This is a genomic window from Pseudomonas sp. McL0111 (genome assembly GCF_052567255.1).
On record NZ_CP199585.1, the window covers coordinates 5,537,068 to 5,549,388 of the forward strand.

The 12,321-nt window shown below is 58.9% G+C and carries 10 protein-coding genes; 8 read left to right on the top strand and 2 right to left on the bottom strand.

Annotated elements, in window-relative coordinates; all coding sequences use genetic code 11:
- Window positions 1-111 precede the first annotated feature (111 nt).
- The 3 genes from ACTWLJ_RS25095 (at window position 112) to ACTWLJ_RS25105 (ending at window position 2,558) form a co-directional block, all read left to right on the top strand.
- On the top strand, window positions 112-1,056 hold the full coding sequence (locus ACTWLJ_RS25095) for a LysR family transcriptional regulator (protein WP_401215636.1): 945 nt from the start codon (window positions 112-114) through the stop codon (window positions 1,054-1,056).
- A gap of 55 nt (window positions 1,057-1,111) precedes the next feature.
- Window positions 1,112-1,513, top strand: coding sequence for a MerR family transcriptional regulator (locus tag ACTWLJ_RS25100; protein ID WP_445178909.1), 402 nt, complete (start codon window positions 1,112-1,114; stop codon window positions 1,511-1,513).
- A gap of 145 nt (window positions 1,514-1,658) precedes the next feature.
- A complete protein-coding gene (locus tag ACTWLJ_RS25105; protein ID WP_445178910.1) occupies window positions 1,659-2,558 on the top strand; it encodes a hydroxymethylglutaryl-CoA lyase in 900 nt (299 codons plus the stop codon).
- A 664-nt stretch (window positions 2,559-3,222) separates the two neighbouring features.
- On the opposite strand, the gene ACTWLJ_RS25110 is transcribed toward ACTWLJ_RS25105, so the two are convergent.
- Window positions 3,223-4,920, bottom strand: coding sequence for an AMP-binding protein (locus ACTWLJ_RS25110; RefSeq protein WP_445178911.1), 1,698 nt, complete (start codon window positions 4,918-4,920; stop codon window positions 3,223-3,225).
- 291 nt (window positions 4,921-5,211) lie between these two features.
- Here ACTWLJ_RS25110 and ACTWLJ_RS25115 point away from each other — a divergent pair, with 291 nt between their 5' ends.
- From ACTWLJ_RS25115 to ACTWLJ_RS25130, 4 genes are read left to right on the top strand one after another with little or no spacing between them, the layout of a single operon-like run.
- A complete protein-coding gene (locus ACTWLJ_RS25115) occupies window positions 5,212-6,375 on the top strand; it encodes an isovaleryl-CoA dehydrogenase (protein WP_401215628.1) in 1,164 nt (387 codons plus the stop codon).
- Window positions 6,376-6,387: 12 nt separating this feature from the next.
- Window positions 6,388-7,995: a carboxyl transferase domain-containing protein gene (locus ACTWLJ_RS25120; RefSeq protein ID WP_445178912.1), complete on the top strand. Its 1,608-nt coding sequence runs from the start codon at window positions 6,388-6,390 to the stop codon at window positions 7,993-7,995.
- A gap of 13 nt (window positions 7,996-8,008) precedes the next feature.
- Window positions 8,009-8,824, top strand: a complete 816-nt coding sequence (locus tag ACTWLJ_RS25125; RefSeq protein WP_445178913.1) for a gamma-carboxygeranoyl-CoA hydratase — start codon at window positions 8,009-8,011, stop codon at window positions 8,822-8,824.
- The gene (locus tag ACTWLJ_RS25130) at window positions 8,824-10,773 is read left to right on the top strand and encodes an acetyl/propionyl/methylcrotonyl-CoA carboxylase subunit alpha (protein ID WP_445178914.1); all 1,950 of its coding nucleotides are present in this window, start codon (window positions 8,824-8,826) and stop codon (window positions 10,771-10,773) included. The genes ACTWLJ_RS25125 and ACTWLJ_RS25130 overlap by 1 nt, the downstream gene beginning before the upstream one ends.
- Window positions 10,774-10,813: 40 nt before the next feature.
- On the opposite strand, the gene ACTWLJ_RS25135 is transcribed toward ACTWLJ_RS25130, so the two are convergent.
- The gene (locus tag ACTWLJ_RS25135; protein ID WP_401215620.1) at window positions 10,814-11,473 is read right to left on the bottom strand and encodes a LexA family protein; all 660 of its coding nucleotides are present in this window, start codon (window positions 11,471-11,473) and stop codon (window positions 10,814-10,816) included.
- 130 nt (window positions 11,474-11,603) lie between these two features.
- Between ACTWLJ_RS25135 and ACTWLJ_RS25140 the strand changes: the two genes are divergently transcribed.
- Window positions 11,604-11,942 (top strand): DUF6124 family protein, encoded by a 339-nt coding sequence (locus tag ACTWLJ_RS25140; protein WP_445178915.1) that lies wholly within the window; start codon window positions 11,604-11,606, stop codon window positions 11,940-11,942.
- Window positions 11,943-12,321 lie beyond the last annotated feature (379 nt).

The following is a 12,321-nucleotide window of genomic DNA, read 5'->3' on the forward strand; positions in this document are numbered from 1 at the left end:
AGCGTTGATAATTTACCTAGCCTATTCTCGGCGTGTATTAACATTCATCACCGATATATGATTGGTTGATTTTCCTGGCCAGCCCGCCCACATAACAAGAGAAGCCGCGTAATGAATCTGAGCAAGGTCGACCTCAACCTTTTCATCGTCTTCGACGCGATCTACACCGAAGCCAACCTGACCCGCGCCGGGCAGATCGTCGGCATCACTCAGCCGGCAGTCTCCAACGCACTGGCGCGTCTGCGCGAGACTTTCAACGATCCGTTGTTCGTGCGCACCGCCCAGGGCATGGTGCCGACGCCGATGGCGCAGAACATCATCGGCCCGGTGCGTAACGCGCTGTCGCTGCTGCGAGTCTCGGTGCAGGAAAGCCGGATTTTCAACCCGTCGCAAGCGGTCAAGACTTACCGCATCAGCATGACCGACCTTACGGAAGCAGTAATCCTGCCGCCACTGTTCCAGCGCCTGCGCCGCCTGGCGCCCGCGGTGATCATTGAGAGCTTCCTGTCGAAACGTCGGGAAACCACCAAGGAACTGGCGGCCGGACGCCTCGACTTTGCCGTGGATGCGCCGCTCAACACCGACCCGCAGGTGCGTCATGTCAAGTTGATGGAAGACCGTTACGTGTGTGCGATGCGCAAGGGCCATCCGTTGGCAGGCAAGGAGAAATTCACCCTCGACGATTACCTGTCGCTGACGCACATTCATATTTCCAGCCGCCGCAGCGGTCTCGGGCATGTCGACCTGGCGCTGGGGAAAATGGGCATCCAGCGCAAGATCGCCCTGCGTTCCCAACACTATTTGATGGCATCACAAGTGTTGCAGCAGACCGACATGGTGATGACCGTGCCGGAGCGCTTCGCCCGTCGCCATGATCTGCACGCGTTTGTTTTGCCGGTCAACGATGTGCCGCCAGTGGAAACTCACCTCTACTGGCATGAAAGCACCGATCAGGACCCGGCCAACCGCTGGATGCGCGAGCAAATGATCGAGTTGTGCCAGCAAGTGACGGCGCATGAGAAGAAGCTCGACAAGCTGCAGGCGCCCGCCACTTGACGTAAACGTCAACCTGCCATTAGCTTAGCGCCAAGACATTATTTCGAGCGCTTTCATGAGTAGCCAGACTTACAGCATTTCCGACCTCGCCCGCGAGCTGGACATCACCACCCGGGCGATTCGCTTTTATGAAGAGCAAGGCCTGCTCAGCCCTGAGCGCCGAGGCCAGGAACGCATCTATTCGCCCCGTGACAAGGTCAGCCTGAAGCTGATCCTGCGCGGCAAGCGCATTGGTTTCTCACTGGCCGAGTGCCGCGAATTGATCGAGCTGTACGACCCGTCCAGCGGTAACACCAAACAACTGAACAGCATGTTGGCGAAAATCACTGAGCGCCGGGAACAGCTTGAGCAGCAGTTGCTGGACATCGAGCAGATGAAGCTTGAGCTTGATACCGCTGAAGAGCGCTGTGTGCAGGCGCTGGAGCAGACGCTGAAAAACCAGCAGGTAACACAGTAATCAGCCACAACTCATAACCTGTGGGAGCGGGCTTGCCCGCGATAGCGTCAGGCCTGTCGATATCAATGTTGGATGTTACGGCCTCATCGCGGGCAAGCCCGCTCCCACAGGGCTCTCCACGAATTCAAAAGAGCAGGTCAACGCCATGTCCCTCCCCTCCAAAGTACGCCTGATCGAAGTCGGCCCACGCGATGGCCTGCAAAACGAAGCCCAACCCATCAGCGTCGCCGATAAGGTGCAACTGGTGGACGCGTTGAGCGCCGCCGGTCTGAGCTATATAGAAGTCGGCAGTTTCGTCTCGCCAAAGTGGGTACCGCAAATGGCCGGTTCCGCAGACGTCTTCGCGCAAATCCAGCATAAACCCGGCGTGACGTACGGCGCACTGGCGCCGAACCTGCGCGGGTTTGAAGACGCTCTGGCGGCCGGCGTCAAAGAGGTTGCGGTGTTCGCCGCCGCGTCCGAAGCGTTCTCGCAGCGCAACATCAATTGCTCGATCAGCGAAAGCCTGGCGCGGTTTGCGCCGATCATGGAATCGGCGAAACAGCACGGCGTTACCGTGCGCGGTTACGTGTCCTGCGTGCTCGGTTGCCCTTATGAAGGCGAAGTCGCGCCGGAGCAAGTCGCAATGGTGGCTCGCGAGCTGCATGCGATGGGCTGCTACGAAGTGTCCCTCGGTGACACCATCGGCACTGGCACCGCAGGCGCAACGCGGCGCTTGTTCGAGGTGGTTTCGGCGCAAGTACCGCGGAACAAACTCGCCGGACACTTCCACGACACCTACGGTCAGGCGATGGCGAACATCTACGCCAGTCTGCTCGAAGGCATCTCGGTGTTCGACAGCTCTATTGCCGGCCTCGGCGGCTGCCCGTACGCCAAAGGCGCGAGCGGTAACGTTGCGACCGAAGACGTGGTGTACCTGCTCAACGGTTTGGGCATCGAAACCGGTCTTGACCTGGACGCCTTGATCGCTGCGGGTCAGCAAATCAGTGCGGTGTTGGGTCGTGCAAGTGGTTCGCGTGTGGCCAAGGCTCGTAGCGCGCAGTGAGGGGGATGGTGTTACCGGTGTGTCCAAAACGTGGGCGTATACGAGTAACACGGAAACAAATTGTCTGGTTTTGTCTGAGGGACAAATCCTACAAAAACACTATGCCATTGATTTTAAAGGATTTTTAAAAGTTGGCACGGCTTCTGCTATCTCTATGGCATAACAAGAATAAAAAGCAGCAAACCAATAAAAATAAGACGTACCGACTCTGACATAACAAAAACAACACGGCAGAGACGCAGCTAACAGATTTTTTTGGAGAAGGTGGCTTTTCAGGGTGCTCTCAGGAGTGACCCGCAACCGGGCAGAGAATAATAAAACTACCTTCAGGTAGCTCCCGAATCGGTTGGATCGCTTGGCGAAAAAGGCATCAGCGCTCAAAAAAATACGTTTGCTCTTGATCCCGCATGGGGATCGCCAAAAACAGCGGTAAAGGGTAACGGTTGCCAAAAACAACAACAGACCGCCCCTCAATAATAAAAAAGAGCACGCGACGACAAAATTAAAGGGGAGCCTCGGCTCCCCTTTGTGCATCCTGCGATTTGTGTTTTCACCACCATTACCACCTGTGGGAGCCAGCCTGCTGGCGATAGCGGGGGTTCAGACAAATCCGGGTTGCTGACACTTCGCCATCGCCAGCAGGCTGGCTCCCACAGGGGATTTCTCAGGCCTGCTTTTCCCGCAGTTCCTCGATACTGATCTCTCGCATCTTGAATTTCTGGATCTTGCCCGTCACCGTCATCGGAAACTCTTCGACGAATTTGAAGTGCCGTGGCGTCTTGAAGTGCGCGATGCGCTCCTCGCACCAGGTTTGCAATTCCAGCTCCGAGGCACTGTGGCCGGGGTGAAATTTGATCCAGGCGACGATCTCCTCACCGTAACGCGAGCAGGGAATGCCGATCACCTGCACATCCGCCACGGCCGGATGGGTGAAGAAAAACTCCTCCAGCTCACGCGGATAAACGTTCTCGCCGCCGCGAATGATCATGTCCTTGTTACGCCCGGCGATGCACACGTAACCCTCGTCGTTCATGCTCGCCAGATCACCGGTGTGCATCCAGCCTGCCTGATCGAGCGCCTCGGCGGTGGCCTGCGGGTTATTCCAGTAACCGAGCATCACGCTGTAACCGCGAGTACACAGTTCACCGATGGTGCCGCGCGGCACCAGGTTGCCGGCCTCGTCGATGATTTTGCTTTCCAGTTGCGGCTGGGTGCGGCCGACGGTGGTCACGCGCAATTCCAGTTCGTCGTTCGGGCCGGTCTGCAGTGATACCGGACTGGTTTCGGTCATGCCGTAGGCGATCTGCACTTCGCTCATGTGCATGTCCTTGATGACCCGGCGCATGACTTCAATCGGGCAAGTTGCACCGGCCATGATTCCGGTGCGCAGGGTCGACAGATCGAACTCGGCGCGCTGCGGCTGATCGAGCATGGCGATAAACATGGTTGGCACACCGTAGAGGCCGGTGGCCTTCTCTTCGGCGACGGTTTGCAGGGTCAGCAGCGGATCGAATGCGTCGTTGGGGTAAATCATGGTGCTGCCGTGGGTGATGCAGCCGAGATTGCCCATGACCATGCCGAAGCAGTGATACAGCGGCACCGGAATCACCAGACGATCCAGCGGCGTCAGGCCGATACTTTCGCCGACCATGTAACCGTTATTGAGGATGTTGTAGTGACTGAGGGTCGCGCCCTTGGGGAAACCGGTGGTGCCGGAGGTGTACTGAATATTCACCGGTTGATCGAAGTGCAGGCTGTCGCTGCGCTCATTCAATTGTGCTGGCGAGATACTGGGCGCCAGATCCGCCAGTTGCGCCCACGGAAGGAGGCCTGATGGCGGCTGTGCGTCGAGGCTGATCACTCCGCGCAACTCCGGCAGGCGCTCGCTGCGCAACTCACCGATGGATTGCTCCTCCAGTTCTGGCGCCAGGCCCTGCAACATGCCGTGGTAGTTCGAGGACTTGAACGCTCCGGCGCAGACCAGCCACTGACAACCGGATTGTTTGAGCACGTATTCCAGTTCGGAACTGCGGTAGGCCGGGTTGATGTTGACCAGGATCACGCCGATTTTCGCGGTGGCAAATTGAGTGATGCACCACTGCGCGCAGTTAGGCGCCCAGATGCCGAGCCGATCACCGGCCTGCAAACCCAGCGCCAGCAAGGCTCTGGCATGCAGATCCACCGCGTCGGCCAGTTGTCGCCAGGTGTAACGCAACTGCTGATGGCGCACCACCAGCGCTTCGCCGTCGGGATACTGCTCGACGGTCTGATCGAACTTCTGCCCGATGGTCATCGCCAGCAAGGCTTTGTCCTGTGAACCACGGGTGTAGCTACGTTGCGGGCTTGCACTGGGTTGATCCATGACGACCCCTATTGTCTTTATTTATGGGTTGCCGACGTTCCTGTAGCAGTGAGCCTGCTCGCGATTTCGATGTGCCAGCCTATATTTCATCGACTGAAACTACGCCATCGCGAGCAGGCTCACGCCTACAGAAAACGGTCCGCTTTCTATCTTGAACTGGCCATACTCTCGCCCAAGTTGACGTTAACGTAAAGGGTGATTGACAGCCATTCGTCACAGGCTTACGTTAACGTAAAGGTGAGAGCTGAATGACCGCCCTCCCCACCCTACAAAAAAGCCAAAAGGTGACCCATGAGCTACCCATCCCTGAACTTTGCCCTCGGTGAAACCATCGACATGCTGCGCGATCAGGTCCAGTCCTTCGTCGCCGATCAAATCGCACCACGTGCGGCGCAAATCGACAGCGACAACCTGTTCCCCGCCGATATGTGGCGCAAGTTCGGTGACATGGGCCTGCTCGGCATTACCGTGCCGGAAGAGTACGGCGGCGCGGGTCTGGGTTACCTGGCGCACGTGGTGTCGATGGAAGAAATCAGCCGTGGCTCGGCCTCGGTGGCGCTGTCCTACGGCGCGCATTCCAACCTCTGCGTGAATCAGATCAACCGCAACGGCAACCACGAACAAAAAACCAAATACCTGCCGAAGCTGATCAGCGGCGAGCATGTCGGCGCACTGGCCATGAGCGAACCGAATGCCGGCTCCGACGTAGTGTCGATGAAACTGCGCGCCGACAAACGCGGCGATCACTTCGTCCTCAACGGCAGCAAGACCTGGATCACCAACGGCCCCGACGCCAACACTTATGTGATCTACGCCAAGACTGATCTGGAAAAAGGCGCGCACGGCATCACCGCATTCATCGTCGAGCGCGACTGGAAAGGCTTCAGCCGCAGCAGCAAATTCGACAAGCTCGGCATGCGCGGCTCCAACACTTGCGAGCTGTTTTTCGATGACGTCGAGGTGCCGGAAGAAAACATCCTCGGCGTACTCAACGGCGGCGTGAAAGTGCTGATGAGCGGCCTCGATTACGAGCGCGTCGTGTTGTCCGGCGGCCCGACCGGGATCATGCAGTCGTGCATGGACCTGATCGTGCCGTACATCCACGACCGCAAGCAGTTCGGCCAGAGCATCGGCGAATTCCAGCTGATTCAGGGCAAAGTCGCCGACATGTATACCCACCTTAATGCCAGCCGCGCCTATCTGTATGCGGTCGCCCAAGCCTGCGAGCGTGGCGAAACCACCCGTAAAGACGCTGCCGGGGTCATCCTCTACACCGCCGAACGCGCCACACAAATGGCCCTCGACGCGATCCAGATTCTTGGCGGCAACGGCTACATCAACGAATTCCCGGCGGGCCGTCTGTTGCGCGACGCCAAGCTGTACGAAATCGGCGCCGGCACCAGTGAGATTCGTCGCATGCTGATCGGTCGCGAACTGTTCAACGAAACCCGCTAAACGGAGCTGCCCATGGCTATCTTGCATACCCAGCTCAACCCTCGTTCGGCGGAGTTCGCGGCCAACAGCGCGGCAATGCTCAAACAGGTCGACGCCCTGCACACCCTGCTAGCCCAAGTGGCGCAAGGTGGCGGCGCGAAAGCCCAGGAACGCCACACCTCGCGAGGCAAACTGCTGCCGCGTGAGCGCATCAATCGTTTGCTCGATCCGGGTTCACCGTTTCTGGAAATCAGCCAGTTGGCCGCGCACGCCGTTTATGGCGAAGAGGTGCCGGCCGCCGGAGTGATTGCCGGGATCGGTCGGGTTGAAGGCGTCGAGTGCATGATCGTCGCCAACGATGCGACGGTGAAAGGTGGCTCGTATTACCCGCTGACCGTGAAGAAACACCTGCGCGCGCAAACCATCGCCCAGCAAAATCGCCTGCCGTGCATCTATCTGGTGGACTCGGGCGGCGCCAACCTGCCGCGTCAGGATGAAGTGTTCCCGGACCGTGAGCACTTCGGACGGATCTTCTTCAACCAGGCCAACATGAGCGCCATGGGCATCCCGCAGATCGCCGTGGTGATGGGCTCATGCACCGCCGGCGGCGCGTATGTGCCGGCGATGGCTGACGAAGCGATCATGGTGCGCAATCAGGCGACGATCTTCCTCGCCGGACCACCGCTGGTGAAGGCAGCGACCGGTGAAGTGGTCAGCGCCGAAGACCTTGGCGGGGCCGATGTGCACTGCAAGATTTCCGGGGTCGCCGACCACTACGCAGAGAGTGACGAACACGCGCTCGCCCTCGCTCGCCGCAGCGTTGCCAACCTCAACTGGCGCAAACTTGGCGAAGTGCAACAACGTGCGCCGATTGCTCCGCTGTACAGCAGCGACGAGTTGTACGGCGTGGTGTCGGCGGATGCCAAGCAGCCATTCGATGTGCGCGAGGTGATTGCGCGGCTGGTCGACGGTTCGGTGTTTGATGAGTTCAAAGCGCTGTTCGGCACTACGCTGGTGTGTGGCTTTGCGCACTTGCATGGCTACCCGATTGCGATTCTGGCGAACAACGGCATCCTGTTCGCCGAAGCCGCGCAGAAAGGTGCGCACTTCATCGAACTGGCCTGCCAGCGCGGCATTCCGTTGTTGTTTTTGCAGAACATCACCGGGTTCATGGTCGGTCAGAAATACGAGGCAGGCGGCATCGCCAAGCACGGCGCGAAGCTGGTGACTGCCGTCGCCTGCGCCAAGGTGCCAAAATTCACCGTGATCATCGGCGGCAGCTTCGGCGCCGGCAACTACGGCATGTGCGGTCGTGCTTACGATCCGCGTTTTCTGTGGATGTGGCCGAACGCGCGGATTGGCGTGATGGGCGCTGAACAAGCGGCTGGCGTACTGGTGCAGGTCAAGCGCGAACAGGCGGAGCGTAGCGGTCAGCCTTTCAGCGATGCCCAAGAAGCCGAGATCAAGCAACCGATCCTCGACCAGTACGAAGAGCAGGGTCATCCCTATTATTCCAGCGCGCGACTGTGGGACGACGGCGTCATCGATCCGGCGCAAACCCGCGATGTGCTGGCCCTGGCCTTGTCCGCGTCGTTGAACGCGCCAATCGAACCGAGCCGCTTCGGCGTGTTCCGGATGTGATCGGGAGAATCTCATGAGCGATTTCAATACCCTTCAACTGCACAACGATCCCCGGGGTTTCGCCACCCTGTGGCTGAACCGCGAAGAAAAGAACAACGCGTTCAACGCCGAGATGATCCGCGAGTTGATCCTCGCGCTGGACAAGGTCGCCAGCGATGCGAGCCTGCGCTTTCTGCTGTTACGTGGGCGCGGCAAGCACTTCAGCGCCGGCGCCGATCTGGCGTGGATGCAGCAATCAGCCGAACTCGATTACCACACCAACCTCGACGACGCCCGTGAACTGGCGGAGTTGATGTACAACCTCGCCAAACTGAAAATCCCCACCCTGGCCGTGGTGCAAGGCGCGGCATTCGGCGGTGCGTTGGGACTGATCAGTTGCTGCGACATGGCCATCGGCGCCGATGACGCGCAGTTCTGCCTGTCGGAAGTGCGCATCGGCCTGGCGCCAGCGGTGATCAGCCCGTTCGTGGTGCAAGCCATCGGCGAACGAGCGGCCCGACGTTACGCGCTGACCGCCGAACGTTTTGGCGGCCAGCGCGCGCGGGAAATCGGCCTGTTGTCCGACAGCTACCCAGCCTCTGAGCTGGAACAGAAAACCGAGCAATGGATCGACAATCTGCTGCTCAACAGCCCCGCCGCCATGCGCGTCAGCAAAGACTTGCTGCGCGAAGTCGGCAACGGTGCGCTGACCCCTGCCCTGCGCCGCTATACCGAAAACGCCATCGCGCGCATCCGCGTCAGCCCTGAAGGCCAGGAAGGCTTACGTGCCTTTCTGCAAAAACGTCCGCCGAACTGGCAAGCCGCAACTACCACCAAGGAGTCGCGTTGATGAGCGCACCTGTTCTCACCACCCTGCTGGTGGCCAACCGTGGCGAAATTGCTTGCCGGGTCATGCGCACCGCCAAGGCTCTGGGCTTGACCACCGTCGCGGTGCACAGCGCCACCGACCGCGATGCGCGGCACAGCCGTGAGGCGGATATCCGCGTTGATCTGGGCGGCAGCAAAGCGGCTGACAGCTATCTGCAAATCGACAAATTGATCGCAGCGGCCAAGGCCAGCGGCGCTCAGGCGATTCATCCGGGTTATGGCTTTCTCTCGGAGAACGCCGGATTCGCACGCGCCATTGAAGCGGCGGGACTGATTTTCCTCGGCCCACCGGCTTCGGCCATCGACGCGATGGGCAGCAAATCCGCCGCCAAGGCGTTGATGGAAACTGCTGGTGTGCCGCTGGTGCCGGGGTATCACGGTGAAGCGCAGGACGTCGAAACCTTCCGCGCCGCCTGCGAGCGGATCGGCTATCCGGTGCTGCTCAAAGCCACTGCCGGTGGCGGCGGTAAAGGCATGAAAGTGGTCGAGGACGTCAGCCAGTTGGCCGAAGCACTGGCTTCGGCCCAGCGTGAAGCGCAGTCGTCGTTCGGCGACTCGCGGATGCTGGTCGAGAAATATCTGCTCAAGCCACGCCATGTGGAAATCCAGGTGTTCGCCGATCAACACGGCAATTGCCTGTATCTGAACGAACGCGATTGTTCGATTCAGCGTCGCCATCAGAAAGTTGTCGAAGAAGCACCGGCACCGGGGCTGAGCCCGGAGCTGCGTCGGGCAATGGGCGAAGCGGCGGTGCGTTCAGCGCAGGCCATCGGTTATGTCGGCGCCGGCACCGTGGAGTTCCTGCTGGACGCTCGCGGCGAATTCTTCTTCATGGAAATGAACACCCGCCTGCAAGTCGAGCACCCCGTGACCGAGGCGATCACCGGCCTTGATCTGGTGGCCTGGCAAATCCGTGTTGCTCGTGGCGAGGCGCTACCGATCACTCAGGAGCAAGTGCCGCTGAATGGGCACGCGATTGAAGTGCGGCTGTACGCGGAAGATCCGGCCAATGATTTTCTACCGGCCACCGGGCGTCTGGAGTTGTATCGAGAATCGGCCGAAGGGCCTGGGCGCCGGGTCGATAGCGGGGTTGAGGAAGGCGACGAGATTTCGCCGTTCTACGACCCGATGCTCGGCAAGCTGATTGCCTGGGGCGAAGATCGTGAGCAGGCGCGCCTGCGTTTACTGAGCATGCTCGATGAGTTTGCGATTGGCGGGCTGAAGACCAACATCAACTTTCTGCGGCGGATCATCGGTCATCCGGCATTCGCGGCGGCAGAGCTGGATACCGGGTTTATTCCGCGTTATCACGAGCAACTGTTGCCGGCTGCGGGTGAGCTGAGCGATGAGTTCTGGAACACCGCGGCGCAGGCGTTTGCGCAAAGTCTGCCGGGGACGGTGCGTGCGGATGATCCGGCGTCGCCATGGGCGATCAACAGTGGTTTGCGTGCCGGGTTGCCGAGGGAAATCACTCTGCACTTGAGCTGCGAGGGACAGGATCGGGCACTGACACTGGGTGCTGGTGGCGATGCGAAACTGCTGGGTGAGCAATTGCTGACCGAGCACGACGGCCTGCGTCGTCAGCAACGGGCAATTCGTGTCGGTGATTCGCTGTATCTGCAATGGGATGGCGAGTTGCGACGCGTCCAGACCTACGATCCGATCAGCGCCGTCGAGGCCAGTAACAGCCATCAGGGCGGCCTGACTGCACCAATGAACGGCAGCATCGTGCGAGTGTTGGTGGAAGCCGGCCAAGCGGTGGAGGCCGGCGCGCAACTGGTAGTGCTCGAAGCCATGAAGATGGAGCACAGCATCCGTGCGCCGCATGCCGGAGTGATCAAAGCGCTGTATTGCCAGGAAGGCGAAATGGTTGGCGAAGGCAGCGCATTGGTCGAGTTGGAAGAAGTTTAAAAAACAGGATCGATCCTACATCTGGCGAGGATCGATCCGACTAAAACCTGGCCGTTGCCTGAACCACTACACCGATAATTCGACACTCATCGGTAAACAGGGCTTTCGGCCAGGTCGGATTGAGCGGCATCAGGTAACGCTGGCCGCCCTCTTCGTCCAGTTTGCGAAAGATTGCCTCTTCGCTGTCCGGCCATTGCGCGATCACCAACTTGCCGGGGACTGCTTCCATTGCCGGGTCCACCAGGATCAGCATGCCTTCCGGGATGCTTTGGCCGCTGGGCGCCGTCATTGAGTTACCCGTTACCGTCAGCCAGAACGCTGGACCGCCAGCGTGATAATCCGTCAGTTCGAAACGCTGCTTGCCTTGTGTTGGCAGGTAGGACGGCGTGTCGCTTTCATGCAGCTCACACGGCGAACGCCAGTCGCTGACCGGGTAGCGGAAGTAAGGGTTGTACTTCTGTGCCAACGGCATTTCATTGTCAGGGGTTAATTGGGGTTCCCGGATCACCAGCGCCACCTCAAGGAACTCCATACCCAGCGCTTGCAGCACGCTGTTCATTTCCTTGATGCCGGGCTCACGACGTTTGTTCAGCCAATGGCCGATACCGCCCTGGGACATGCCGACGCGCTCTCCGAGCTCTACTTGAGTGATTTTGAGCTCACTCATTTTGGCCTTGACCAACTCAATCCATTTATCCATGTGCGGCACCTTACGTGGACGGCCACGGCCAACAAAACACAAATTGTAGTATTTAAATTCTGGTCACAACTACGTTAGGTATTAGGCTGGGGACATGGATTTCAATCAAACACGGAGTGTCCCCCTCACCATGAACATCCCCAGCAATGACTTGCTCGATCAGCAAATCGATACCACCTTCACCTCACCACAAGGCTGTGCTGCCGCACAACGGGCACTGGATTACTACTTGAAACCAGCTGTTTCAGAACCCGACATCGAGCCGCACTTTTTCGACGTCAATCGCAATATCAAAAGTGAAGAGGCGCTGGTGCATGCGTCAGATCTGTTGCGCTGTGCGGCGGCCACGGCATTCAAAGCCGCAGAGAACCTGCAAGGCGCGAGTCGCGATCTGGCGTTTTCGGTAGTGCATATGGTGGATATGGCGAAAGCGATGGTGGACCGTTCGCTGGATGGCGATAGAGATTGAGGGACGGCAGTCCCGACGGACGGGAAAGAATTTTCCAATCGCGCAGATAAAAACATTTGACTTGCAAATGATAATGATTATTATTGCATGCAGCTGGTCGCGAGATCAGTCGATGGACCAGAGACCTTAGGTCGGTCTTCTGGACTATCTCCTCATCAGGCTAATCACGGTTTTTGACCCGGCTTTTTGCCGGGTCTTTTTTTGCCCGTTTTTCGGGCTTATGTCTTCAGGCTAATGAAGTCTTCAGGTACTGCAAATTCGATGGCGCGGATAATATCAAAAGAATATCGCTTGGCAAGAGATGCCCGACGCCATTGGGGCAAACTAATGACAATTAGCACTTGAGAATCAATTGCACAGCCTCTAAGCTGCATCCGCG

What these genes read in the sequence shown, in the direction of transcription:
- ACTWLJ_RS25095 (WP_401215636.1), top strand. Translation starts at nt 112, where the DNA reads ATGAATCTGAGCAAGGTCGACCTCAACCTTTTCATCGTCTTCGACGCG.
- ACTWLJ_RS25100 (WP_445178909.1), top strand. Translation starts at nt 1,112, where the DNA reads ATGAGTAGCCAGACTTACAGCATTTCCGACCTCGCCCGCGAGCTGGAC.
- ACTWLJ_RS25105 (WP_445178910.1), top strand. Translation starts at nt 1,659, where the DNA reads ATGTCCCTCCCCTCCAAAGTACGCCTGATCGAAGTCGGCCCACGCGAT.
- ACTWLJ_RS25110 (WP_445178911.1), bottom strand. Translation starts at nt 4,920, where the DNA reads ATGGATCAACCCAGTGCAAGCCCGCAACGTAGCTACACCCGTGGTTCA.
- ACTWLJ_RS25115 (WP_401215628.1), top strand. Translation starts at nt 5,212, where the DNA reads ATGAGCTACCCATCCCTGAACTTTGCCCTCGGTGAAACCATCGACATG.
- ACTWLJ_RS25120 (WP_445178912.1), top strand. Translation starts at nt 6,388, where the DNA reads ATGGCTATCTTGCATACCCAGCTCAACCCTCGTTCGGCGGAGTTCGCG.
- ACTWLJ_RS25125 (WP_445178913.1), top strand. Translation starts at nt 8,009, where the DNA reads ATGAGCGATTTCAATACCCTTCAACTGCACAACGATCCCCGGGGTTTC.
- ACTWLJ_RS25130 (WP_445178914.1), top strand. Translation starts at nt 8,824, where the DNA reads ATGAGCGCACCTGTTCTCACCACCCTGCTGGTGGCCAACCGTGGCGAA.
- ACTWLJ_RS25135 (WP_401215620.1), bottom strand. Translation starts at nt 11,473, where the DNA reads ATGGATAAATGGATTGAGTTGGTCAAGGCCAAAATGAGTGAGCTCAAA.
- ACTWLJ_RS25140 (WP_445178915.1), top strand. Translation starts at nt 11,604, where the DNA reads ATGAACATCCCCAGCAATGACTTGCTCGATCAGCAAATCGATACCACC.